The organism is Clostridium sp. LXY-7 (assembly GCF_056172015.1).
Genome location: NZ_JBLLJL010000002.1, coordinates 994,479 through 1,020,977, shown reverse-complemented (window position 1 = coordinate 1,020,977; position 26,499 = coordinate 994,479). Strand labels below are relative to the sequence as shown.

The following is a 26,499-nucleotide window of genomic DNA, read 5'->3' as shown; positions in this document are numbered from 1 at the left end:
AAAAAAATTATGGCTGTTTTAAATACTTTTAAAACAGCCACTTTAAATATTAATAGGGGCGGATGTGGAATGGATTATAAGAACATATTAGAAAGTTTCATTGAAAACTCTGATGAGGGCATTATAGTTACAGATAATGAAGCTAATATTATCTTTTATAAAGAATGTAATAAAAAGAATATAACTGGTATAAAAGATAAGAATCCTATAGGGAAAAATATTTTGCAAGTATTTCCACAATTAAAGAAAGAAAATAGCACTTTCTATAGCGTAATTAAGAATAGAAAACCAATAATAAATAGAATACAAAATTATAAAAATCATATAGGATTACCAGTAACTGTAGTTACATCTACAATTCCTATTTTTAAAGAGGATAATATTGTTGGAGTATTTGAGATTTTTAAGGATTTCACCTTGGTTTGGGAGCTTTCAGAAAAAATACTTTCCTTGGAGAAGGAGATATGTAATAGTAAAGAATTAAGAAACCTAAATTACAAAACTAAGTACAGCTTAGATAATATTTTAGGAGAAGATTATAGAATAAAAGAATTAAAAGATATAGTTAAAAAAATAAGCAAAGTAAACTCACCAGTGCTGATTTATGGAGAAACTGGTACAGGAAAAGAGTTATTTGTACAGGCCATACATAATGAAAATGAAAATAAGAAAAATGCTCCCTTTATAGCACAAAACTGTGCAGCTCTTCCACAAAATCTTCTAGAAGGCATACTTTTTGGTACCGAAGAAGGAAGTTATACTGGAGCAAAGGAAAGAAAAGGATTGTTTGAGATAGCCAATGGAGGTACTTTATATTTAGATGAGATTAACTCACTGGATTTAGAATTGCAAGGGAAATTATTAAGAGTAATACAAGAGGAAGAAATAAGAACTGTAGGAGGAGTTAAGAATAAGAAAATAGATGTTAAAGTTATTGCTTCTACAAATGAAAATCCTATGGACTTAATAAGAGAAGGAAAGCTTAGAAAAGACTTATACTATAGATTAAAAGTAATATATATGGAAATACCTCCGCTTCGAGAAAGAAAAGGAGATATACCACTACTAGTAAAGCACTTTTTAGAAGAATATAATGAGAGATTTAATAAAAGTGTAAAGAGTATAGATTCAAAGGCTATGGATAAATTTTTAGCTCATAGCTGGCCAGGAAATGTTAGGGAGCTTAAACATGCTGTGGAAAGTGCTATGATACTATGTGAAGGAGAATTTTTAAATAAGATAAATATATATACTCAACAGTCAAATAATCAAGTGAAAAATATTGTTAAAGAGAAAGTATATGATGAGGGATTAAATGAATGTCTATATCATATGGAAAGAGAAATTCTTATTAGTGCCATTGAAAAATCAGAGGGAAATTATTCTAAGGCAGCAAGACTATTAAAAATTCCAAAACAAACTCTTCAAAATAAGATAAAAAAATTCAACATAAAAAAAGAGATAATATTAAAATAAATACAACGTCCTAAAAATAGTACAATAAGTACTGTTTTTGGGACGTATTTTTGCTTAAAGTATTAAAGTTTATGTAAAAGCCTTGAGTTTATTAGCTTGGCACAGTTATTGCTCGGATAAATATATAAAGAATAGGGGGAATAATATGGGGATGGTATTTAACATTCAAAAATATTCTATACACGATGGGCCAGGTATAAGAACTACGGTATTTTTAAAGGGATGCCCTTTAATATGCCGATGGTGCCATAATCCGGAAAGTCAAAAATCCTATAGTGAGCTTTTATTTTATAAGGATAAATGTATTAGTTGCAAATCTTGTATAGAGAAATGTGAAGAAAAGGCAATTTTTTTTCATGAGGATTGTATAAAGTTTAACAATAACCTATGTAAAAGATGTGGTAAATGCAGTGATATATGTCCTACTACAGCTTTAAGAGTTGCTGGGGAAGAAAAGAATGCAGATGAATTAATAAGAGAAATAGAAAAAGATAGGATATTTTATGATGAATCTGATGGTGGTGTTACATTTTCAGGAGGAGAACCATTAAATCAAGGAGAATTCCTTCTAGATTTGTTAAAAAGATGTAAGGAAAAGAGAATTCATGCGGCAGTAGATACTAGTGGGTTTGCTCATAAGGAGACTTTAGAAAAAATTATACTTTATACAGACTTATTTCTTTATGATTTAAAAGTTATAGATGATGAAAAGCATAGGAGCTATGTTGGAGTAAGTAATGACATAATTCTTAAGAATTTAAAGCTATTACTTAACCGTGGAGCTAGAGTTTTTTTAAGAATACCAATGATTCCTACAGTGAATGATGGTGAGAAGGATATAGAAGAATTTATAGAATTTATAAAAGAATTAAAAGGTATAGAGCAGATAAATTTATTGCCTTATCACAATATATCTGAAGAAAAGTATACTAGACTGAATAAAAACTATGAGATGAACGCTATCGAAGAACCAACCTTAGAACATATGGAACATATTAAAGAGAAATTTTATAATGAGACGGGCATTAAGGTTAAAATAGGAGGGTAATTAGATGAGAAAAAGAGTAGAAATATTAAGAAAAAGAAGTTTAGATGCTATTCCTACTATATCAATAGATAGAGCTAGAATTATTACAGAAGCTTATAAAAAGTATGAGGGGAAGGTATCCACTCCTGTGTTGAGAGCCTTAGCATTAAAAGAAATTTGTGAGAAGAAAACTATTGTTATAGATTCTGATGAGCTTATAATTGGAGAAAGAGGAGAAAGCCCAAAAGCTACCCCTACTTATCCAGAGATATGTTGTCATAGTTTAGATGATTTAAGGATTATGGATAGCAGAGAGAAAACCTTTTTTAAGGTGGACCCAGTTATATATGAGATTCAGGAAAGAGAGATAATACCCTTTTGGAGAGAAAAATCTATTAGAGATAAGATATTAGAACAAATGGATAACCAATGGCATAAATGTTATAATGCAGGTATTTTTACTGAATTTATGGAACAAAGAGGGCCAGGTCATACTGTAGGAGATAAAAAATTATTTAATAGAGGGTTTCTAGAAGTTATCGATGAAATAGAAGCAGAAATTAGTAAGTTAGACTTTATTAATGATATAAATGCATTTGATAGACAAGAAGAGCTAAAAGCTATGAAAATTGCCTGTGAAGCGGTTATAATTTTTGCTAAAAGGCATAGTGAACTTGCAAGAGATATGGCAGAAAAAGAGAAGAACCAAAATAAGAAACAGGAACTTTTAAGAATTTCAGATATATGCAATAAGGTACCTGCCAATAAACCAGATACAGTTTGGGAAGCTATTCAAGGATATTGGTTCATTCATCTTACAGTAATTACTGAGATGAATATTTGGGATGCTTTTAGTCCAGGTAGATTTGATCAAAATCTATATCCAATTTATAAAAAGGAAATGGAAGCCGGAAGTACTACAAAAGAGGATGTAGAAGAATTATTACAATGTCTGTGGATTAAATTCAATAATCAATTAGCTACTCCTAAGGTTGGAGTTACCTTGAAGGAAAGTGGAACCTATACAGATTTTGCTACTATTAATATTGGAGGGTTAAACTGTGAGGGGGGAGATGGAGTAAGTGAATTATCCTATATTCTTTTAGATGTAGTAGATAGTATGACTTTACTTCAACCAAATAGTAATATTCAACTTTCAAAGAAAAATCCAGAAGCTTTTATTAAAAAAGGAGGAGAAATTATAAGAAAAGGTTGGGGACAACCAGCAGTATTTAATGCAGACTCAGTGTTTCAAGAGCTTATAAGGCAGGGAAAATCTGTACAAGATGCAAGGGAAGGAGGAACTTCTGGTTGCGTTGAGACAGGAGCTTTTGGTAAAGAAGCATATATCTTAACAGGATACTTTAACCTAGTTAAGGTGCTAGAGATAACTCTAAATAATGGAGTTGATCCAATGACTGGTGAAAAGATAGGAATAGGAACAGGAAATACAACGGATTTAAAGAGTTTTGAAGAACTATTTGATGCTTTTAAAGCTCAACTTCATTATTTTATGGATATTAAAATAAAGGGAAATAACATTATTGAAAAGTTATATATGACAGAAATGCCAGGTCCATTCCTATCAACATTAATAGATGATTGTATTAAAAATGGAAAGGATTATAATGCTGGTGGTGCTAGATATAATTCAAATTATGTACAGGGAGTAGGTATAGGAACTTTAACTGATTCACTTTCTACAATTAAATATCATGTTTTTGAGAATAAGACCATATCATTGGAGAAATTAATGAAAGTGTTAAATAATAATTTTCAAGATGAAGAGCCATTAAGACAGCTATTACTAAATAAGACACCTAAGTACGGAAATGATGATGATTATGCGGATGACATCATGAAAACGTGCTTTGATGCTTATTATGATGAAGTCAATGGGAGAAAATCTATAAGAGGTGGTACCTATAGAGTTAACATGCTTCCAACTACATGTCATATTTACTTTGGAGAAGTTACAGGGGCAACTGCAGATGGCAGACTTAAGGGAATGCCGCAGTCAGAAGGTATATCACCAGTCGGCGGAGCTGATAAATATGGTCCTACAGGAGTTATGAAATCAGCAGCTAAAATGGATCATTTGAGAACTGGAGGTACACTTCTTAATCAGAAATTTACTCCAAATATTTTAAGAGGGGAAGAGGGTATCAGAAATCTATGTCATTTAATAAGAGCATATTTTAAAATGGATGGTCATCATGTACAATTTAATGTTATTTCAGCTAAAACATTAAGAGAAGCTCAATTAAATCCAGAGAATTATAAGGGACTAATTGTTAGAGTGGCAGGCTATAGTGACTATTTCTGTGATTTAGGAAAAACTTTACAGGACGAAATAATAAATAGAACAGAGCATGAGAATTTTTAAGTAAATCTAATCTTTCTGCAAATGGTTTGCTTCGCAATAATATGTAGTTCTAAAATCAACAAAGATTTAAAATAAAATCACTTGAAGAAATAATAATCTAATATTCACAGCATTATTCAATGAGGTGAAATGTTAATAAGATGTGAATAGTACAGCACAAATACGAACAATGAATAAAAAAATAACTAAAAAGTAAGTCTTTTATCAATAATTTTTTAAATTTTTGATAAAAGACTTTATTTTTGTTCGGAATTGTATTAAAATAAAAATATAAAATACGAACAATAAAAAAATATATAAAGTTAATATTCGTAAATGGGGGTATGAAATGAAGCAGATTTTTACTCTTTATGTGGAGAAAAAAGAAAATTTTAACAATGAGGCTAAGGAGCTTCTTAGAGAATTTAGAACATTATTAGCCATAGAGAAGTTAGAAAAAGTTAGACTTATAAATAAGTATCATATCAGTGGAATTAATCCAGAGGAATTTGAAAATATCAAATACACTGTGTTAAGCGAAAAAAATACAGATGATATTTATGAAGAGAATATAGATCTATGTGGAAGTAAATATTTTGTTGTGGAATATCATGAAGGTCAATATGATCAAAGGGCAGATTCAGCAGCACAATGTATACAGGTAATAACTCAGAAGGAGCTTCCTATAGTAAAAAGTGGAAAAATTATAGGACTCTATGGAGATATAACAGAAGAAAATTTAGAAACGATTAAAAGTTATTATATAAATGAAGTGGACTCTAAAGAAAGTACTTTAGCAAGTAAGGAGTCCTTAGAAGAGCAGTGTGTAGAACCTGAAAATATAGAAATAATTAATGGATTTCTAGATATGAGGGATGGGGAATTAGAAGAATTTATTGGACACAGAGGACTTTCCTTAAATTTAGAAGATATTAAATTAATAAGAGAATATTTTAAAAGTGAAAAAAGAAACCCAACCATTACAGAGATAAGAGTATTAGATACATATTGGTCAGATCACTGTAGACATACTACTTTCCAAAGAATTTTAACAGAGGTAGACTTTGAAGAAGGAATTTATACCAAGCCAATTAGAGAAGCTTTTCAGGTTTATAAGGAATATAGACATGAATTATACAGGGAAAAAGAGAAGCCGATGACTCTAATGGATATTGCAGTAATTGGTATGAAAAAATTAAGAGCAGAAGGAAGATTACCTGGCCTTGATATTTCAGATGAAATAAATGCTTGTAGCATTGTTATAGATGTGGATGTAGATGATAAAAAAGAAAAATATTTATTAATGTTTAAAAATGAAACTCATAATCATCCTACAGAAATAGAGCCCTTTGGAGGAGCTTCTACATGTTTAGGAGGAGCTATAAGAGATCCATTATCAGGAAGAAGTTATGTGTTTGGAGCAATGAGAATAACAGGAGCCGGGGATCCTAGAACATCTATTGAAAATACTTTAAAAGGAAAACTTCCTCAAAGAAAGATAACTAAAGAAGCTGCAAGAGGATATAGTAGCTATGGTAATCAAATAGGACTTGCAACAGGTTATGTAAAAGAAATTTATGATCAAGGGTATGTGGCTAAGAGAATGGAAGTTGGGGCTGTATTAGGAGCTACACCCTATGAGAATGTAGTTAGAGAAAAACCAGATCCAGGTGACGTAGTAATCCTTTTAGGAGGAAGAACAGGAAGAGATGGAATAGGTGGAGCTTCTGGTTCATCGAAGGAGCATACAGAGAAATCATTAAATACCTGTAGCGCTGAAGTACAAAAAGGTAATGCTCCTACAGAAAGAAAAATTCAAAGATTATTCAGAAATAAGAAAGCAACTACATTAATAAAAAAATGTAATGACTTCGGTGCTGGTGGAGTGTCCGTAGCTATAGGAGAATTAGCAGACGGAATAGAAATTGATTTAGATAGAGTTAAGAAAAAATATGAGGGTTTAGATGGTACTGAACTTGCTATTTCAGAATCTCAAGAGAGAATGGCAGTAGTAGTTAAAAAAGAGGATAGTGAACTATTTATAAGCCTTTGTGAAGAAGAAAATTTAGAAGCTACTGAAGTTGCAACTGTAACTGAAGAAAAGTCCATGATATTGAAGTGGAAAGGTAAAGAAATAGTAAATTTAAAAAGAGATTTCTTGGATACTAACGGAGCAAGTACTTATGGACAAATTAAAGTAAACTCACCTGAAGACACTAAAGTTGATTTTAATATAAAAGCTAAAGGGAATTTATATGATAGATTTAAAAGAGTTTTTAGTGATATAAATATAGCTAGTCAAAAGGGATTGGTTAATATGTTTGATAGTACTATTGGTGGAAATACAGTAATTACACCATTTGGAGGAGAAACTCAAAACTCAGAGAGTGAGGGTATGGTATTTAAGATTCCAGTATTAAAGAGAGACACAACCACAGTTGCTATGATGACCCATGGTTTTGAAGTAGAAATATCAAAATGGAGTCCCTTCCATGGAGCTATATATGCAGTGGTGGAAAGTGTTACAAAATTAGTAGCTATGGGCGGAGACTTGAAAAATATCTACCTGTCATTCCAAGAGTATTTTGAGAGACTAGGAGAGGATAGAGAAAAATGGGGAAAACCATTCTCAGCACTATTAGGAGGTTTATATGCACAGCATAAGTTAGGAGTAGCTGCTATCGGTGGAAAAGATAGTATGTCTGGGACCTTTAAAGATATGAATGTACCTCCAACTTTGATAAGTTTTGGAGTTACCACAGCACATATAGACAAGGTTGTATGTAGCCATTTTATGAGCACCAAGAGTAAGGCTATTATAATAAATACTCCTATAGATGAATATGGCATTCCAGAATTTTCTAAATTAAAAAAGAATTATGAGATAATAAACAAATTAATTGAAGAAGGATATGTATTAAGCAGTAGGACTATAACCTACGGAGGTGTTATAGAAGCTATTGGGAAAATGTGTATTGGTAACAATCTAGGTTTCAAAATAAATCCAAAATTATCTTTGGATGATTTGGATGCTTTCAGCTATGGTTCAGTGATTTTAGAGATAGATAATCAATGTGATTTAAAGGGTATAAAGTATATTGATTTAGGTGAAGTAACTGGAGAAACATTTATATCAAGAGAAAATGAGAAAATTAATTTAGATGAACTAGTGAAAACTTATAAAGAGCCTTTAGAAGGTGTATTTAATGAAAGATATACTGAAAATTTAGAAGAAATCATAGAGAGCTTAAATATAAAAGAATCAGGTCATATCTCATCTCCTATGATTAAAATACCAAAGCCAAAGGTATTAATTCCTGTTTTCCCAGGAACTAACTGTGAATATGACTGTGAAAGAGAATTCTTAAAGGCTGGTGGAGAGGTAAAAACTTTAATATTTAACAATTTGACAACTACACATATAGAGGAATCTATAGAAGCTTTAGAAAGAGAAATAAAAGACTCCCAGATAATTATGTTACCAGGTGGATTTTCTGCTGGAGATGAGCCAGATGGTTCTGGAAAGTTTATAAATGCTATATTTAGAAATGAAAAGCTTAGAGATGCAATTATGGAGCTAATTAAAAGCAGAGACGGTTTAATGTTAGGAATATGTAATGGCTTCCAAGCCCTTATAAAATTAGGACTAGTACCTTATGGGGAAATAGCAGATATTAAGGAAAACAGTCCAACCCTAACCTATAATGCCATAGGAAGACATCAAAGTATCATGGTTAATACAAAGGTTATTTCTACTAAATCACCATGGCTAAGTATGTGCAAGGCTGGAGATGTATACAAAGTTCCAGTATCTCATGGAGAGGGAAGATTTTATGCAGATGGTGCTATGATAAGACAATTAATAGCAAAAGAACAGATTGCCACTCAGTATGTAGATAATGAAAGCAAGGGCACTTATGATATTGAATTTAATCCAAATGGATCAGTATATGCTATTGAAGGTATAACTAGTGAGGATGGAAGAATCTTCGGAAAAATGGCACACAGTGAGAGGATTGCTGCTGGAATTATTAAAAACGTGCCAGGAAATAAGGATATGAAATTATTCCAAGGTGGAATTAATTATTATAAGTAAAGCATGAAAAAGTTAAAAAGAAAATTTAGTTTTTAAAAAAAATATTTCAGTGGAGGAATAGTGTATGAAGGTAGCTATTATTTTTGGAAGTAAATCAGATACGGAAGTTATGAAAGGTGCAGCAAAATGTCTAAAAGAATTTGGGATACCCTATGAGGCACATATATTATCAGCTCATAGAGTGCCAGAAAAATTATTTGAGGTACTTAAAAAACTAGAAGATGAAGGTTGTGAAGCTATAATTGCAGGAGCTGGTCTTGCAGCACATCTTCCTGGAGTTATAGCATCTAAGACTGTTATTCCTGTAATTGGAGTACCAATAAAAGCAGAGCTTAATGGACTAGATGCATTATATTCTATAGTGCAAATGCCCAAATCTATTCCAGTGGCTACAGTAGGAATTAATAATAGTTACAACGCAGGAATGCTAGCTGTAGAAATACTAGGGATAAAGTATGATGAAATAAAAGAAAAGTTAGTTAAATTCAGAGTTGAAATGAAAGAAAATTTTATAAAAGATAATGAGCAGGGGGTAGAATTATAATGGAAAACAGAGAATTTTTATATGAAGGAAAAGCAAAGAGGATTTACAGTGGAGATAATCAAGATGAGGTTATAGTTTACTACAAAGATGATGCTACAGCATTTAATGGAGAAAAGAAAGCATCCATAGCTTCTAAAGGTGTTTTAAATAACACTATATGCTCTATAATATTTGAAATGTTAAATGAAAAGGGAGTTAAAACTCACTTTGTTAAGAAGATAAGTGATAGAGAACAGATTTGCAAAAAAGTAGAAATAGTGCCATTAGAGGTTATCGTTAGAAATGTTGCAGCTGGAAGCATGGCTAAAAGGTATGGTATTGAGGAAGGTACAGAACTTAAAACTACAGTATTTGAACTAAGTTATAAAAATGATGAATTAGGAGATCCACTAATGAATGATTGTCATGCTGTAGCTATGGGCATTGCTACATTTGAAGAACTAGATTATATATATAGTCAAGCTAAAACAGTAAATGAAGTTTTAGGTGCATTCTTCCTGGAGCAAGGTATAAAACTAATAGACTTCAAGTTGGAGTTTGGAAAATTAAATGGAGAGATAATGTTAGCTGATGAAATTTCACCAGACACTTGTAGATTATGGGATATAAAAACTGGAGAAAAGTTAGATAAGGATAGATTTAGAAGAGAACTAGGAGATTTAGTAGAAGGGTATACAAAAGTTTTAGACAGAATTAAAGCATAGTCTATGGTGTTAATATGTGGTTTGGAGGAATTATTAAATGGAGTTAATTTATGAGTGTTATGATGAGGATAAATTTCACGATGAGTGTGGTGTTTATGGAATTTATTCTATAAATAAAGATTTAGATGTGTCAAAGAGAACCTATTATGGACTCTATGCACTTCAACATAGAGGGCAGGAAAGTGCTGGAATAGTTAGCTTTGATGGTGAAAATGTAAATAGTCATAAAGGTATGGGATTAGTATCAGAGGTGTTTAGTAGAGAATGTTTAGAGGGGTTAAAGGGATATTCTGCTATAGGCCATGTAAGGTATTCAACTGCTGGGGATAGTTCAATAAAAAATGCACAACCTCTAATAGGAAAATTTAAACTAGGAAATATGGCTATAGCTCATAATGGGAATTTAACAAATGCAGAAATCTTAAGAGAATTGCTTGAAGATTCTGGATGTATATTTCAAACCTCTAGTGATTCAGAAGTAATATTGAATTTAATAGCAAGGGGAGCAAAGAAAGGCATACTTCAAAGTATTGTAGATACAATGCAAGCAATAAAAGGAGCTTTTGCTATATCAATCCTAACTGAAGAGGAAGTTATAGGAGTAAGAGATCCTTATGGATTAAGACCTCTTTGCATTGGAAGAATAGGTGAAGATACCTATGTTATAGCCTCTGAAAGCTGTGCATTAACTGCTACGGGAGCTGAATTTATAAGAGATGTAGAGCCAGGAGAAATAGTAGTAATTAATGATGAGGGAATGAGAAGTATTAAGTACGGTGAAAAATCTACGAGAGCTACTTGCTCCTTTGAATATATATATTTTGCTAGACCTGATAGCGTTATAGATGGAATTAGCGTAAATAAATCAAGATATGAAGCCGGTATAGAACTTTATAAATCCAATCCCATAGAAGCAGATATTGTAGTTGGGGTACCAGATTCAGGAATGTCTGCAGCAGTAGGGTATGCTAAAGCATCAGGTATACCACTAGATATGGCATTGATTAAGAATAAATATATAGGAAGAACTTTTATAGCGCCTACCCAAGAAGAGAGAGAAGCTTCAGTTGGTGTAAAGCTAAATGTAATTAAAGAAAATGTAGAAGGTAAAAGAATTGTATTAATAGATGATTCTATTGTAAGAGGAACTACAAGTAAAATATTAATAGAAATGCTAAGAAACTCAGGAGCTAAAGAAGTGCATTTTAGAGTATGTTCTCCAATGGTGAAGTTTCCATGTTATTTTGGCATAGACACTCCTTACAGAAGCAGTTTAATAGGAGCACAGACCACAGAGAATGAAGTAGGAGATTTAATTGGAGCAGATAGTCTAGCTTATTTAACAAAGGAGAATCTTTTAAAATGTTTAGGCAGAGAGAATGGTTTTTGTTGTGGATGTTTTGATGGAGAATATCCAATTTCGGCACCAGTAAAACTATAAATGTATGGGAGGGTTTACAATGATTACGTATAAAGATGCAGGAGTTAATATAGAAGAAGGATATAAAGCAGTAAAGCTTATGAAGGAATATACTGCAAAGACATTAGGCTCATTAGTACTTAATGGCATTGGGAGTTTTGCAGGTATGGTAAAGCTTCCTAGTGGATATGAGAAGCCAGTTCTAGTTTCTGGTACAGATGGAGTAGGAACTAAGCTAGAGGTTGCTATTAAATTACAAAAGTTTGACACTGTAGGTATTGATTGTGTTGCCATGAGCGTAAATGATATTTTATGTCATGGAGCAAAACCCCTTTTCTTTTTAGATTATATTGCTTGTGGAAAACTAGATTCTTCAGTAGCTAGTGACATTGTAAAAGGTGTGTGTGAAGGATGTCTTCAAAGTGGAGCTTCACTAATTGGTGGAGAAACTGCAGAAATGCCTGGAATGTATAAACTAGGAGATTATGATTTGGCTGGATTTGCAGTGGGTATTGTAGATGAAGATAAAATAATTGATGGAAGAGATATAAAAGAAGGCAATGTATTGATTGGACTTGCTTCTTCAGGAATTCACAGTAATGGGTATTCATTAGTTAGGAAAATAGTTAAGAATTATGATGAAAAGTTAGATGGGAAAACTTTAGGAGAAATATTATTAACTCCTACTAAAATATATGTAAAATCAGTTTTATCACTTCTAGAAAAATATAAAATTAACGGTATGGCACATATAACTGGCGGAGGGTTTTATGAAAATATTCCTAGAATGTTTAAAGAAGAATATACAGCAGTAATTGAAAAAGATTCCTTTAATATTCCAGCAATTTATAGATACATAAGAGAACAAGGCGTAGATGAATATCATATGTTTAATACCTTTAACATGGGTATTGGTATGGTTCTTGCGGTGAATAAGAATATAAAGGAAGAGGTTCTGGCTGAACTTAAATCTCTAGGAGAAGAAGCCTACGAAATAGGATATGTAAAAGCTGGAGGTGGAGGGGTTTGTTTAATATAGCAGTATTAGTTTCTGGTGGAGGAACAAACCTAGGTTCTATTATTGATAGTATTGAAAATGGATATTTGAAAGACGTATGTATAAAATATGTTATTAGCGATAGAGGTGGAATTTATGCCTTAGAAAGAGCTAAAAAACATAACATTAGTTCCTTAGTATTGGATAGGAAGGTCTATGGACAAGATTTAAGTAAAGTGCTTTATGAAGTTTTAAAGGGAAAAGTAGATTTGATAGTCTTAGCTGGATTTTTGTCTATTATAAAGGCTCCTCTAGTGGATGGATTTAAACATAGAATAATAAATATTCATCCATCTTTAATACCTAGTTTTTCAGGGAAGGGTATGTATGGTATAAAGGTCCATGAAGCTGCTATTAATTATGGAGTTAAATATAGTGGATGCACCGTACATTTTGTGGATGAGAATACGGATAGTGGAGCTATAATTCTTCAAAAAGCTGTTGAAGTTTTTGGAGATGATACTCCAGAGATATTACAGAACAGAATATTGGAAGTGGAGCATAAAGCTCTTCCAGAAGCCATAGGACTTTTAGCTGTGAATAAAATTAAAATACAGGGAAGAACAGTGTGTATAAAGGAGTAGAGATATGATAAAGAGAGCTTTAATTAGTGTTTATGATAAAGGTGGCATCTTAAATTTCGCTAAATTTTTAAAGAATAAAGGAGTAGAACTTATTTCTACTGGGGGAACTTTTTCCTTATTAAAAGAAAATTCTATAGAGGTAAAAGAGGTTTCAGAGATTACTAATGCTGAAGAGATGCTAAATGGAAGAGTTAAGACTCTTCATCCTATAATTCATGGTGGAATTTTGGCTATAAGAGATAATATAGAACATATGAGAACTCTAAAAGATAGAGACATAGAGACCATAGATTTAGTGTGTGTAAATCTATATCCTTTCTTTGAAAAAGTAAAGGAAGGCCTTACTTTTGAGGAAACTATAGAGTTTATTGATATTGGTGGACCTACAATGCTTAGAAGTGCAGCTAAAAATTTTAAAGACGTAGTGGTTATCTGTGATGCTGAAGACTATAAGTTAGTTACAGAAGAAATGGATAGATGTGGAGATGTAACTTTAGAAACAAGAAGATATTTAGCTATGAAGGTATTTAATTTAACTACGTCTTATGATGCAGCAATATGTAACTATCTAAAGAAAAATGTATCTGAATATAATGAAAATAGAGAGCAGTATTTAGCACTGTCTTATGAAAAAAATAGTGATTTAAGATATGGAGAAAATCCTCATCAAAACGCTTGTGTATATAATAGCACAGATGGTACAGGAATGCTTAATAATATTGAAATATTAAATGGAAAGCCCCTTTCTTATAACAATATTAAAGATATGGATATTGCCTGGAAGGTAGTTAATGAGTTTGACACTATTGCCTGTTGTGGATTAAAGCATAATACACCATGTGGAGTAGCTTTAGGAAAAACTCCTGAGGAAGCATATAAGAAAGCTTTTAGCTGTGATGAGATGTCCATATTTGGGGGAATTGTAGCGTTAAACACTGAAATAAACAAAGAGACAGCAGAAGAAATGGTGAAAATATTCTTAGAAATAGTTATAGCTCCTGATTTTAGTGATGGGGCTCTAGAAGTATTAAAGACTAAGAAAAATTTAAGAGTTATAAAATGTAGTAGCAGACCAAGTAATGATTTTGAGATGGTTTCTGTAGATGGAGGTATCTTAGTTCAAGATGTAGATAATAAGACTTATGAGGAGCTTAAGGTAGTTACAGAGAAAGCTCCTACAGAGGAAGAGTTAGATAATTTGATCTTTGCAATGAAGATTTGTAAATATGTTAAGTCAAACGCTATTGTAGTTGTGAAAGATAAGATGGCTATAGGGATTGCAGGAGGACAAGTTAATAGAATTTGGGCCACAGCTCAAGCATTAGATAGAGCTAAAGAAGGTGTTGTATTAGCTTCAGATGCATACTTCCCATTTAGAGATTGTGTAGATAAGGCTAATGAATATAACATAAAAGCTATTATTCATCCAGGTGGTTCTATGAATGATGAGAAAAGTATAAAAGCTTGCAATGAACATGGCATATCCATGGTATTAACTGGAATTAGACACTTTAAGCATTAACATAAAAATATTTGAAGATAATTGATGGAGGTGTGCTATGAAAGTACTAGTTATAGGAAATGGTGGACGAGAACATGCCATTGCATGGAAGTTGAGCAAAAGTCATAAAGTTAATAGGATATATTGTGCTCCAGGAAATGGTGGTACAGCTTTAGAAAAGAAATGTGAGAATGTAAATATAAAATCTAATGAAGAGCTTTTAAACTTTGCTATAGAAAAAAAAATAGATATAACAGTGGTAGGACCAGAGATGTATCTTTGTGAGGGTATAGTAGATTTATTTAAGGCTAAGGGATTAAAAATATTTGGACCTAGTAAAGTGGCTGCCATGCTTGAGGGTAGTAAATCTTTTGCTAAAGAATTTATGAAGAAATATGGAGTTAAAACTGCTGCATATGAAACCTTCGAAGATTATAATTTGGCCTTTAACTATGTAAAATGCTGTAGCTACCCCATAGTAATAAAGGCAGATGGGCTTGCAGCAGGAAAGGGAGTAGTTATAGCTACTACCGGTGAAGAGGCAGTAAAAACTTTGAAAGAATTCATGATTGAAGATGTATTCCAGGGATCTGGTAAAAAGATAATTATAGAAGAATTTTTACAGGGAGTAGAGGCTTCTATATTAACTATTACTGATGGAAAGGTAATTCTTCCTATGGTATCATCAAAGGATCATAAAACTATATTTGATGGAGGGCAAGGACCTAATACTGGAGGGATGGGTACCATAGCACCAAATCCATATTGCACTGCAGAGGTACTTAAAGAATTTCAAGACCATATACTTGAGCCTACTTTAAAAGGTATTGTGGAGGAAGGCTTTGATTATATTGGGATAATATTCTTTGGGTTAATGATAACTAAAAGAGGAGTATATCTTATTGAATATAATGTAAGAATGGGAGATCCAGAGACACAGGTAGTGCTTCCATTAATGAAAAATGATTTATTGGAGTTAATAGAAAATGCTTTAGATAGAAAGTTAGAACAAGTTGATTTAGTCTTTGAAAATAAAATTGCATGTTGCGTTATAGCTGCTTCAAAAGGATATCCAGGTGCTTATGAAAAAGGATTAATCATTGATGGAATAGATAAGTGTAATGGAACTGTATTTATTGCAGGAGCGGAAATCCAGGAGGAAATGTTAGTGACTAATGGAGGACGGGTGCTAGGAGTCACAGCCCTAGGCAATAACATTGAGGATTGTAGAGCAAATGCTTATAAAGAAATAAGTAAAATTAACTTTAGTGGAATATACTATAGAAATGATATAGGAATATAATAAACGGCTGCTCTATTAAATGGAGCAGCCATTTATTATATTCTAAGGTTAGTAATATTTAAAGTTACTTTTCTATATTTAGTTAAAATAAAGTTAATGTTTTATTAATCTAGGATTATATCTAAATATGATAAAATTTAATATAATGGTATAGTACGATAAAATTATTTTGGAGGAATTATGGATTATAATAGGTTTAACATAGAAGAGAAGTATGACAGCTATAAAAACATTACCCAAATAGAGAGTAAAAAAATACTGGATAAATTAAATGAAGCTACGGAAGAGAATAGAGATTATGATTATTATATTTTGCGTGGGAAAATATTATTAAAATTAGAGAGAATAAAAGAGTCTATAGAAAATTTAGAGAAGTGCTTAAACTTTAAAGCTAAGGATGAAGCCTATGATTTATTGTCATTAGCTTTTTATAAAATTGAGGATTATGAGAATGCTCTGAAATATATAAACTACTCATTTGCTATAACTGTTGATGAGTATGTATATAATCACAAAGGAAAAGTTCTTGAGAAATTAGGAAGGTTAGAGGAAGCCTTTCAAATGTACTATGAAGGGCTAAAATATGCTCTTAACACTTATAGTAATTATGGAGATGTAGAGATATATGGGGAGAATGTAACTAGGATAGCAGGACTTCTTAAAGAAAAATATGAAAATGACATAACAAATTTCATCAATACAGGTGATTTCTATAATTTATATAAAAACTACATTGAACTACTAAAAATTATAGAAATGGAAGAGGAAAATGATCATTATCACTATGCATCTAATTATAAGAAAATGAAATATTTAGAGCTTATAGAGGATGGAAAAGCAGTGCTGATCAATAATGACTATTTTGTTGAAATGCTAAATATATATAAAAAGCTATATAAAATTGAAGAATTCAGTGAATATGGAGATAGAAAATATATAAATAAAGAGTATATTGATAGTAAAATAAAGGATCTCATTGATGACATTGTAGACAGAACTTCTCTAGAAAAAGATGAAAAAATAATTTTGGAAGTTCTAGATGAAGCAATAAAAATTAAAAATAGAGATTATGAGAACTATTTGTATCATAAGGGATTTATATTAATGAAGTTAAAAAGATATGAAGAGGGAATCAATGTACTTGATAGGATATTAAGCTATGAAAAGGCTAACTACAAGGTTAAAATACAAAGTTATGAATGTGTAATAAAAGCTTTAGAAAAGGAAGAAGATTATGGAGAGGATTATAGACACTATAAAAGAGACCTTTCTCAGTTTTTGAAAGAAGAAATCATAAAAATTACAAAGGACCAATATTTATCACTAGAGGGGAAATATACTTTAGTGTCAAGACATTGTACAAGAGCTATTAACTTAGAATTAAATAATGAATATTGGTACGACTATACAGAAGAGTTATATTTATTATTTGGTGAGGATTTTGAAACCATAAATAAGAATGAATCCATGTATAAGGTTATTGAAAATTATAATAGAGCAATAAAAATATATGATGAAGTAATTAATTTAAAGCCAAAAGCCTCTCATGGATATTATAGAAAAGGTAGAGCTATAGTTTTAATCCTAAGACTACTAAATAGCTCTAAGGCTTACTTGAAAGATGTTAAGGAGAACTATAATTTAGATTGTTTTTCTTATCATGAGGTGATAGCAAATTTAAACAAAGCAATAAATTTAAATGGTAATAATGAAAAATACTTCAATCTTTTATCACGAACACATTTTGAGATTGGTGAATATGATAAAGCGATAGATTATATGGATAAGGCCTTAAAAATCAATGGAGAAGACCTATATATTAATCTGAATAAAGTATATATCTTAATAAGAAGCTATAAATATACAGAAGCAATTGATTATCTATTTAAATTATCCTATAGAGATTTAAAAAAAGGAAAGGTAAGAAAAACCTTTTTACCCAAAACAGATATATTAAATTTCTTAATGGGGATTTTCAATGTATATCCAAGGCAGGATAAAATATACTTTATAATATCTTATTACTTTTATAGTATTGTAGAATTTCAATATAGTAAGGCAATAATGTTCATAAATAATGCTATAGAAATAAGTGATGATGAAAGATACTATTTGCTTAGAGCAAAGATAAATTATAGGAACAAGAACTATGCAGAGGCATTAAAGGACACTGAGGAAGCTATAAACATAGATGACCATTATGATGAAGCATTCACCCTTAAAGAGCAATGTATAAGAGTTTTGAGTGAAGAGGTTCAATGTAGATAAAAACAATCTCTAAGGAGTGTTTATGTAGATAAAATCAAAATATTTAAACTTGAGGAAGAATTTCTATGTAAAGTGGAGGCTTTTTTTGTAAAATATTCTAAGAAATAAAATATTTGATTTAAAAATAGAAACCATATATAATATATAGTTAACATAGTGAAGTTGTATAAGTATTTGTAGCATAGAAGGAGTTGGAGTATTTGGAAAATGTCAATCATTATGTGGGAATGAGAAACATAAAAACTGCTCTTGCTGTTGTAATTAGTATGGTTCTAGCTAATGTATTACAAAAGAGTGATCCATTCTTAGTTGCAACGGCTGCATTGTTAACAATGCAAAGTACAGTTAGTAAAGGTGTTAAGGTTGGGAAAGATAGAGTTTTAGGTACAGTGGTAGGAGCAGTAATTGGAATTATAATGGCTATGATTAAGCCAGGAAGTATATTTCTTATATTTGTTGGAATAGTTATTTTGATTTCTGTACTTAATGTATTAAAATGGCAGGAAGCTATAGCTATAGCTTGCATAGTTTTTTGTTCAATTACATTTAATTTGGAGATAAAAGATACTGTGGGTTATGCTATAAGTAGAACTATAGATACTACAATAGGAATAATAGTTTCTTTAGGCATAAATCATATTATAGTCCCACCTAAGGATTCACCTTTCTACAAGAAATGGAATAAAATAATAAAAAAGTGTAAGAGGTAAGATAAAAAATAGCTTGATATTCTATGGATATTATAGAATATCAAGCTATTTTTATTTATGGTTTTGTTTTAATATAGTGTTGATAATATGTAGTTTTGAAATCAACGACCATTTAAAACAAAACTTTACTTATAAATGAAAAACATATTTATAAATAAACACATAATGAGTAAAGCTACCCATTAATACAAAAATATGAAATATTTCATGAGCACCAAATTTTCTTTTAACTCCATTCTTTTCAAGACAATATATTACGGCACCTATAGTATATAGAACTCCACCTATAATCAAAAGTAGAAGACCTTCTAGGGGAATCACCTTAGATAGAGGTGACATTATAAATACTGCTGACCATCCCATTATTACGTATATTGTGGAAGAAAGCCAAGATGGACAAGTTATCCATAATATTTTAAATATAACACCTATAAGGGCTATTCCCCATATTATAGTAAGCATAGTGTATCTTGTAGCTCCTTCTAAAAGGATTGCACATATAGGTGTATAAGTACCAGCTATTAATACAAAAATCATAGAATGATCAAGCTTTCTTAAAAATTTTATTACACTATCTTTTGAAATAGTTAGGTGATATATCGTGCTAGCGCTATATAATAATATTAAACTCACACCGAAAATTATAGAAGATAATAAACTATAGGCTGAATAATTCTCTAATATAAGTTGCCTATATATAAGAGTAATTAATCCTAGTATAGATATAATAACTCCAAAAAGATGAGAAAAACCACTAAAAGGTTCTCTAAATTTAGTATTCATAAGGTTACCTCCTAAAATATACAATAATGTAGTTTTGAAAACTACTAATTAATATATACATATTATATAACAGATTTATAATAAATACATCATGAGATATGTTAATATTCTATTAATAAAAATATCCACAATCAGATGACATATATAGTAGGTCAATAATCTTTATTATATAGTATTTTAAAATAATCATCTTGTTTATACATAAGCCCTAATGTTATGATTATGTTAAGAGAAAATATATTTAATATAAGGTGGTAAAAATGAATTTTCATAAGGATGAAATAAATGAAATACTGAAGGAGTTAAATTTAAGTGAAGATATAGAATTATCTAAGATACCTGAAATTGATTTATATATGGATCAAGTAATTCAGTTGTTTGAAAATAATCTTGAAAATATGAAGAGGAATCCAGAGGACAAGTTGCTTACTAAAACTATGATTAATAACTATGCTAAAGATAAAATATTAATTCCAGTAAAAAATAAGCGTTATAGTAAAAATCATATTATACTTATGATTTTTATTTATAGTTTGAAACAAGGATTATCTATAGGAGATATCAAAGTATTATTTAATCCAATGGTAGACAAATTATCTAAAGATGAAAGGGGGATAGATTTACCTAATATCTACGAAAGATATCTAAAATTAAAAGAAAAACAAGTTAAAGAAGAAGAAGCTTTTTTAAATAGCTTATTAGAAGAAATACATATAAATAAAGATGAAGTAACAGAAAATTATAACGATGGATATGAGAGCATATTGCTCACTGTACTACTACTTTTAAACTCTTCTAACACGAGGAAAAGGCTAGCAGAAAAAATAATAGATAAATATCTATTATAAAGTACAGCTTTAAGTTGGTGGTAATTACTTATTAGGGGGAAATATTCAATGATACGTAATAATCATAATACGCAATACCTTTATCAATTAGCAAGTGTAAATTTACCAAGTAGAATTGAGGGTGCGTCAGTTGATATGTGTAAAACTCACATAATTATAGATAGTAGCTGCATAGATGATAAAAAGTGTAAAATAATTTATAAAAAAAGACTTGAAGAACTACAATCTAGACAGGAAAATTTTTATAAGGCATGTAAAAATGATTTAATTATATGTTTAAAGCAAAATTTTATAATAAATGAATTATCAGCAGCTATTGTAGAAGATGAGGAAATACTAGTTACAAATAATTTTGCTATAATAACACCTAATAATAATGAATATAGTAGAATATTGTTAGATGCATTTCATAATGATTATGTGATATCTCAAATTAAGCCATTGAAATTTGGACGAAATTACTTTGAAATAGACATACGTGAAATTGAGAATTTATTAATACCTTTTAAAAAATAACTTAAGTAACTACCTCTACTAGCATAGATAGGTGAGGTGGTTATTTTTATATTTGGAAAGGCAGCTTTAAATGGAGTTATATTACATGACACAGTTTACCTATAGTTGTGCAAAATATATAGAAAAGTATAATCATATATTAAATTAATGCAAAAAAGATAGCTCTATGAAATAGAACTATCTTTACATGATGGGACTTTTAATTTTTTGAACAACTTAATAATAACATGAATTCACAAAAAAAATAGAGAAGAAGTGAGTATTTTACATAAAATTCATTAATATATAGAAATTTTGACAAAATTCCAACATTTATGATAATATTATATATGATGTTTACAATAAATAACAAAAAGCGATGAAAAATAACAATTAGTACACTTCGGGGGGGGTAAAAATGAAAATTAATCGGACAAAAAATAAAAATTACAAGGGGCGTAGTCATAGAAAATTAACACCATTAAAAAAAGATTTAATGAGAATAATGATTTTTATAGCTATTCTACCTATAGTATTATTAGGGGTCATTAATGCTATAGCTGTTAGAAAAATAGTAAAAGATAATTTTCAAAATGTGATTAATTCAGCCATTAATGACGTAGATATTTCCTATAACAGAATGATTAATGATAGTGTAGAAATAGTAGATGGATTGACCAGATTTGAAGAGATTAAGAATGTACAACTAGTTCAAAATGATAAAGTTGAAGTTGAGAAAGCCTTTGAAAATATGGTTGATATGCATCCAGACTTTTTTTCAGTATATATGGTGAAACCAGATAGACAATTATGGTGCTATCCACCAGATGAGGTAGAGGATGATTTAACCCAGAGAGATTGGTATAAGGAGGCTCAAAATGGGGAGGATGTGTATATTTCTACTCCTTACTTAGATGCCACATCTAAGAAGCCAATAATCACTGTATCTAAAAAAATAACTAACAGTAATAATGAAAATATAGGTGTATTGGCTATAGATATAACTTTAAATGCTGTATCTGAGCAAATAACTAATAAAACCTTAGGAAAAAATGGTGTCATATTGATCGCTGATAAAAGCGGAGGTGTAATATCTAGTTCAAAAGAAGATTACATAGGAAAGGGGTTAAGTGATAGTGAATGGGGAAAGGAAATACTATCAACTGATAAAACTGTAACAGAAATTCAAATAGAGGATGAAAATCATATTGTTCTCATTAGTAGAGGTGGAGATAAGGACCATTTAATAGTGGGTATGTTACCAACAAGTGAAATTAAAGAAGCGGTTATGGTATTCTTAATACCATTGGTGATGTTAATATTAGTTATTATATTAATTTCATATGTAATATCATCTCTATATACTAAAAAGCTTGTAACGCCTATGAATAAACTTGTAGATGGATTAGAAAAATTAAAATGTGGAGATTTTAGCGAGAGAATAGAGTTAGATGGTTTTAAAAATAGAGAAACTTATAATATAGGAATGGCTGCCAATAATATGATTGAAGATGTGGCTAATATGATAAGAAGTATACAAGAGTGCACTAAAAGACTTTTAAATGTATCTAATTTAATTAATAGGGTTTGCTCCGATTTTAAATATACAACAGGTGAGATAACTAGTGCAATTAGTGATATTACTGAAGGGGCTAATGATCAGTGCTCTATGCTAGAGAATGCTTCGGGATTATATCAAGAATTGGGAGATTGTGTTACTACAGCTGCAGAAGAATCAGAAACAATGAATGATAAATCTAATAAAGTAGTTAATGAAGTTAATAAAGGTATGACAGTAGTAAATGATTTGGCAAAGGACTTTAAAGCTAATATGAATGCTGTAGAGTCAGCTAGAAATAAAGCGATGATGTTAGAGCAGAATTCAAAGAGAATATCAGCTATAACAGAGAGTATAAAATCCATAACTTCACAAACTAGCTTATTAGCATTAAATGCATCAATTGAGGCAGCTAGAGCAGGGGAAGCTGGTAGAGGATTTGCAGTAGTTGCTGAAGAAGTTAGAAAACTTGCAGAACAGTCAGCAATTTCAGCTAAAGAAATAGAAGAAGTAATAAAAGATAATATATTAAGCATAAATATGGTTATTCAAGAAATAGAGTTATCTAAAAATTCAACAGCTAATACATCTGTATCTGTTGAAGCTACAGAAAATACTTTTAAAGATATTAAAGTTACTATTGAAAGTCTTCAGGAGCATATTTCAAACGTGAATGATGTACTTAACAAAGTTGGTGATCATAACAATAGTTTCATTAGAAATCTGGATGACATATTAAATGTATCACAGGGAGCATCTGCATCTACAGAAGAAGTAAATGCTTCTAGTGAAGAACAGTCAGCAGGATCAGATGAATTAGTTAATTCAGCAGAAGATTTGAAAAAGCTAAGTGATGAACTTGAAGCTATGATAACTAAATTCCATATAGATTAATAAAAAAATAGAGGATATTTAAATATATTCTCTATTTTTCATTAAATATTAAATTAGTTAGCACTATAATATTAACTTTACTATAAATTATAGTGAGGTGAATATTTTTATTGACATTTCTAGTTAAACACCATAATATAATCATATGAACAGACGTTCATATGTAGGAGGAAAAAAATGAATAAAAATAAATCGGAGTTTTGTAACTGTACCTTAATTCATGAGGATATAGTAGAAAAAGTTAAAGATAAGACCTTGGAGGAAAGTACTGTTAGTGAATTATCTGAACTTTTTAAAGCTGTAGCAGATCCTACAAGGATTAGGATTCTAAATATATTGATGAATACAGAGGCATGTGTATGTGATATTGCATCACTTCTTAATATGACACAGTCTGCAATATCTCACCAACTTAGAGTATTAAAATCTGCAAGACTTGTAAGACCTAGAAAAGAGGGGAAGGTAGTTTACTATTCCTTAGATGATGATCATGTACGAGATATATTTGATAAGGGGTTAAATCACGTAAGAGAATAGTATTATGAGGGGGGAACATTCAAGTGGGAGATAAGTTGAAGAAAATTTATGAAATTCAAGGGTTAGGTTGTGCAAACTGTGCATTAAAGATAGAAAGGGAATTAAATAAGTTAGACTATGTGGACAGTGCAATAGTTAATCCTGTAACTTCTAAAGCTATATTAGAAATTAAGAGTGAAGTAGAAAGCAATGTAGTATTCAAAGATGTAGAGAGTATTGCGTCTCGGATTGAGCACGGAGTAAAAGTAAAGGAAATTCAAAAAAATGAATCTAGCAAAAAATCTATATCAACTAATACTAATTTAAAAATTAGTGGAAATATAAAAAAGCAAAGTTCTGATAATAATGATGATAAACATAAGCATCATGGTTGTTATGACCACAGTCATGATCATAATCATCATGAAGGTGAAAATATAGAAATGAAAGAGCATTCCCATGGTCATGAGGGAGGAAGCTTAAAGGGTAGAATTTTAAAATTATCCATAGGAGTGGCACTGTTAATAGGAGCAAATTTTACTTCTGACTGGACGAGTATATTATTTTTTGTATTGTCTTATTTAGTTATTGGTGGAGAGGTATTGCTTATAGCAATTAAAAATATTTTAAGAGGAGAAATATTTGATGAAAACTTTTTAATGAGCATTGCAACTATAGGGGCTTTTGCCATAGGAGAATATCCAGAAGCTGTAGGAGTTATGTTATTTTATCAAGTAGGAGAATTTTTCCAACATCTGGCGGTAGATAGGTCTAAAAAATCGATTTCTGCGCTGATGGATATAAGACCAGATTACGCAAATATAAAGAAAAGCAATGGAGATATTAAGGTACTTCCACCAGAGCAGGCAGAAATCGATGATATAATAGTAATAAAACCAGGAGAAAAAGTTCCTCTTGATGGAATTGTAATAAGTGGTAAATCTCAAATTGACACTTCAGCATTAACTGGTGAATCAATTCCAAGAGTAGTAAAAGAAAAGGATGAAATCCTTGCAGGTTCAATAAATAAGACAGCCCTTTTAGAACTAAGAGTAACAAAGGATTTTGGAGAATCTACAGTGTCTAAAATATTAGAATTAGTTGAAAATGCATCTAATAAGAAGGCACCTACAGAAAAATTTATAACTAAATTTGCTAGATACTATACTCCATCAGTAGTAATTATTGCAATCATATTAGCAGTAATTCCTCCTGTAATTGGAATGGGAGATTTTAAACAATGGTTATATACAGCATTAGTATTTTTAGTTGTATCATGTCCTTGTGCATTAGTTATATCTATACCACTAAGCTTTTTTGGTGGCATTGGAGGGGCATCAAGAAATGGTGTTCTCATTAAGGGCGGAAATTATTTAGAGGCTTTAAACAAGGCGGAAATTGTTGTATTTGACAAAACAGGAACATTAAGTGAAGGTGTATTTGAAGTTACTAAAATAGTACCTTATGGGTTTATAACAGAAGATATGCTGATGGAATATGCTGCACATGCTGAAATATATTCTAATCATCCAATTGCTAAATCTATAGTGGAGTCTTATAAAAAAGTCAGTCCTAGAGCCATAATAAATAAAAATAGAATAAAAAGCTATGAGGAAGTTTCAGGTAAGGGTGTTAAGATATATCTTGGAGATAGATATGTATATGCAGGTAACTATAAATTAATGGAAGAATTAGAGATTGACTATACAAAGACGGAAGAAGTTGGGACCATAGTGTATTTGGCAATAAATAATAATTTCATAGGACATTTAGTAATATCTGATAGAATAAAATTAACGGCACCTCAAAGTATACATGATTTAAAAGCTGTAGGGATTAAGAAAACAGTGATGCTTACAGGTGACAACAGTAATATCGCTGAATATGTTGGTAAGGTAATAAAAATAGATGAAGTGTACGCAGAGTTACTTCCGCATGAAAAAGTTAATAAGATAGAAGAACTCTCTAAAGAAGTATCTAAAACTGGCAAGATACTCTTCGTAGGTGACGGAATTAATGATGCACCGGTATTAGCTAGAGCTGATGTGGGTATAGCTATGGGAGGAATCGGATCAGATGCAGCCATCGAAGCTTCAGATGTAGTTATTATGACTGATGATCCTGAAAAAATAGCAGTAGCTATTAAAATAGCTAGGAAAACACAAAGCATTGTAGTTCAGAATATAGTACTTTCTCTAGGGGTAAAAGCAGTTATATTAATTCTTACAGTGTTGCAGTTATCTACAATGTGGATGGCAGTATTTGCTGATGTAGGGGTAACCTTAATAGCTGTATTAAACGCAGTTAGAGCAATGAAACTTGAAAAATAAAATGGAATAAAGAATAGGAG

At 30.8% G+C, this 26,499-nt stretch carries 19 protein-coding genes; 18 read left to right on the top strand and 1 reads right to left on the bottom strand.

The features are described from left to right. Positions 1 to 69: 69 nt before the first annotated feature. The 13 genes from ACI48Q_RS11940 (at position 70) to ACI48Q_RS11880 (ending at position 19,055) form a co-directional block, all read left to right on the top strand. Entirely contained in the window at positions 70 to 1,476 is a 1,407-nt protein-coding gene (locus ACI48Q_RS11940) for a sigma-54 interaction domain-containing protein (protein ID WP_474919304.1), read from the top strand. Positions 1,477 to 1,621: 145 nt separating this feature from the next. Then, positions 1,622 to 2,524 (top strand): trans-4-hydroxy-L-proline dehydratase activase, encoded by a 903-nt coding sequence (locus ACI48Q_RS11935; protein WP_474919303.1) that lies wholly within the window; start codon positions 1,622 to 1,624, stop codon positions 2,522 to 2,524. 4 nt (positions 2,525 to 2,528) lie between these two features. Continuing rightward, a complete protein-coding gene (hypD, locus tag ACI48Q_RS11930; RefSeq protein ID WP_474919302.1) occupies positions 2,529 to 4,889 on the top strand; it encodes a trans-4-hydroxy-L-proline dehydratase in 2,361 nt (786 codons plus the stop codon). A 328-nt stretch (positions 4,890 to 5,217) separates the two neighbouring features. After that, positions 5,218 to 8,964 carry a phosphoribosylformylglycinamidine synthase gene (locus ACI48Q_RS11925; RefSeq protein WP_474919301.1) on the top strand — a complete coding sequence of 1,249 codons (3,747 nt, stop codon included), beginning with the start codon at positions 5,218 to 5,220 and terminating at the stop codon, positions 8,962 to 8,964. 64 nt (positions 8,965 to 9,028) lie between these two features. After that, positions 9,029 to 9,508 (top strand): 5-(carboxyamino)imidazole ribonucleotide mutase, encoded by a 480-nt coding sequence (gene purE / locus ACI48Q_RS11920; protein WP_474919300.1) that lies wholly within the window; start codon positions 9,029 to 9,031, stop codon positions 9,506 to 9,508. Continuing rightward, on the top strand, positions 9,508 to 10,212 hold the full coding sequence (gene purC, locus ACI48Q_RS11915) for a phosphoribosylaminoimidazolesuccinocarboxamide synthase (RefSeq protein ID WP_474919299.1): 705 nt from the start codon (positions 9,508 to 9,510) through the stop codon (positions 10,210 to 10,212). Before purE ends, purC begins: the two co-directional genes overlap by 1 nt. Before the next feature lie 37 nt (positions 10,213 to 10,249). Next, positions 10,250 to 11,653 (top strand): amidophosphoribosyltransferase, encoded by a 1,404-nt coding sequence (gene purF, locus ACI48Q_RS11910; protein ID WP_474919298.1) that lies wholly within the window; start codon positions 10,250 to 10,252, stop codon positions 11,651 to 11,653. A gap of 19 nt (positions 11,654 to 11,672) precedes the next feature. Beyond that, entirely contained in the window at positions 11,673 to 12,671 is a 999-nt protein-coding gene (purM, locus tag ACI48Q_RS11905) for a phosphoribosylformylglycinamidine cyclo-ligase (protein ID WP_474919297.1), read from the top strand. After that, on the top strand, positions 12,659 to 13,273 hold the full coding sequence (gene purN / locus ACI48Q_RS11900; protein ID WP_474919296.1) for a phosphoribosylglycinamide formyltransferase: 615 nt from the start codon (positions 12,659 to 12,661) through the stop codon (positions 13,271 to 13,273). Before purM ends, purN begins: the two co-directional genes overlap by 13 nt. Positions 13,274 to 13,277: 4 nt before the next feature. Then, positions 13,278 to 14,795 carry a bifunctional phosphoribosylaminoimidazolecarboxamide formyltransferase/IMP cyclohydrolase gene (gene purH / locus ACI48Q_RS11895; protein ID WP_474919295.1) on the top strand — a complete coding sequence of 506 codons (1,518 nt, stop codon included), beginning with the start codon at positions 13,278 to 13,280 and terminating at the stop codon, positions 14,793 to 14,795. Between the two features lie 37 nt (positions 14,796 to 14,832). Further along, positions 14,833 to 16,077, top strand: a complete 1,245-nt coding sequence (gene purD, locus ACI48Q_RS11890) for a phosphoribosylamine--glycine ligase (RefSeq protein ID WP_474919294.1) — start codon at positions 14,833 to 14,835, stop codon at positions 16,075 to 16,077. Positions 16,078 to 16,257: 180 nt separating this feature from the next. Next, positions 16,258 to 18,345, top strand: coding sequence for a tetratricopeptide repeat protein (locus ACI48Q_RS11885; protein ID WP_474919293.1), 2,088 nt, complete (start codon positions 16,258 to 16,260; stop codon positions 18,343 to 18,345). A 200-nt stretch (positions 18,346 to 18,545) separates the two neighbouring features. Continuing rightward, the gene (locus tag ACI48Q_RS11880) at positions 18,546 to 19,055 is read left to right on the top strand and encodes an FUSC family protein (RefSeq protein WP_474919292.1); all 510 of its coding nucleotides are present in this window, start codon (positions 18,546 to 18,548) and stop codon (positions 19,053 to 19,055) included. Positions 19,056 to 19,184: 129 nt separating this feature from the next. Here the strand turns inward: ACI48Q_RS11880 and trhA are convergent, their stop codons facing one another. Then, positions 19,185 to 19,838 carry a PAQR family membrane homeostasis protein TrhA gene (trhA, locus tag ACI48Q_RS11875; protein WP_474919291.1) on the bottom strand — a complete coding sequence of 218 codons (654 nt, stop codon included), beginning with the start codon at positions 19,836 to 19,838 and terminating at the stop codon, positions 19,185 to 19,187. Positions 19,839 to 20,098: 260 nt separating this feature from the next. Here trhA and ACI48Q_RS11870 point away from each other — a divergent pair, with 260 nt between their 5' ends. The 5 genes from ACI48Q_RS11870 (at position 20,099) to ACI48Q_RS11850 (ending at position 26,479) form a co-directional block, all read left to right on the top strand. Continuing rightward, positions 20,099 to 20,686 (top strand): DUF1836 domain-containing protein, encoded by a 588-nt coding sequence (locus tag ACI48Q_RS11870; protein ID WP_474919290.1) that lies wholly within the window; start codon positions 20,099 to 20,101, stop codon positions 20,684 to 20,686. A gap of 48 nt (positions 20,687 to 20,734) precedes the next feature. Beyond that, positions 20,735 to 21,202 carry a hypothetical protein gene (locus tag ACI48Q_RS11865; protein WP_474919289.1) on the top strand — a complete coding sequence of 156 codons (468 nt, stop codon included), beginning with the start codon at positions 20,735 to 20,737 and terminating at the stop codon, positions 21,200 to 21,202. 397 nt (positions 21,203 to 21,599) lie between these two features. Then, a complete protein-coding gene (locus ACI48Q_RS11860) occupies positions 21,600 to 23,633 on the top strand; it encodes a methyl-accepting chemotaxis protein (protein WP_474919288.1) in 2,034 nt (677 codons plus the stop codon). 177 nt (positions 23,634 to 23,810) lie between these two features. After that, positions 23,811 to 24,170 carry an ArsR/SmtB family transcription factor gene (locus ACI48Q_RS11855; RefSeq protein WP_474919287.1) on the top strand — a complete coding sequence of 120 codons (360 nt, stop codon included), beginning with the start codon at positions 23,811 to 23,813 and terminating at the stop codon, positions 24,168 to 24,170. A 23-nt stretch (positions 24,171 to 24,193) separates the two neighbouring features. Continuing rightward, complete coding sequence (locus ACI48Q_RS11850; protein ID WP_474919286.1) at positions 24,194 to 26,479, top strand: heavy metal translocating P-type ATPase; 2,286 nt, start codon at positions 24,194 to 24,196, stop codon at positions 26,477 to 26,479. Positions 26,480 to 26,499 lie beyond the last annotated feature (20 nt).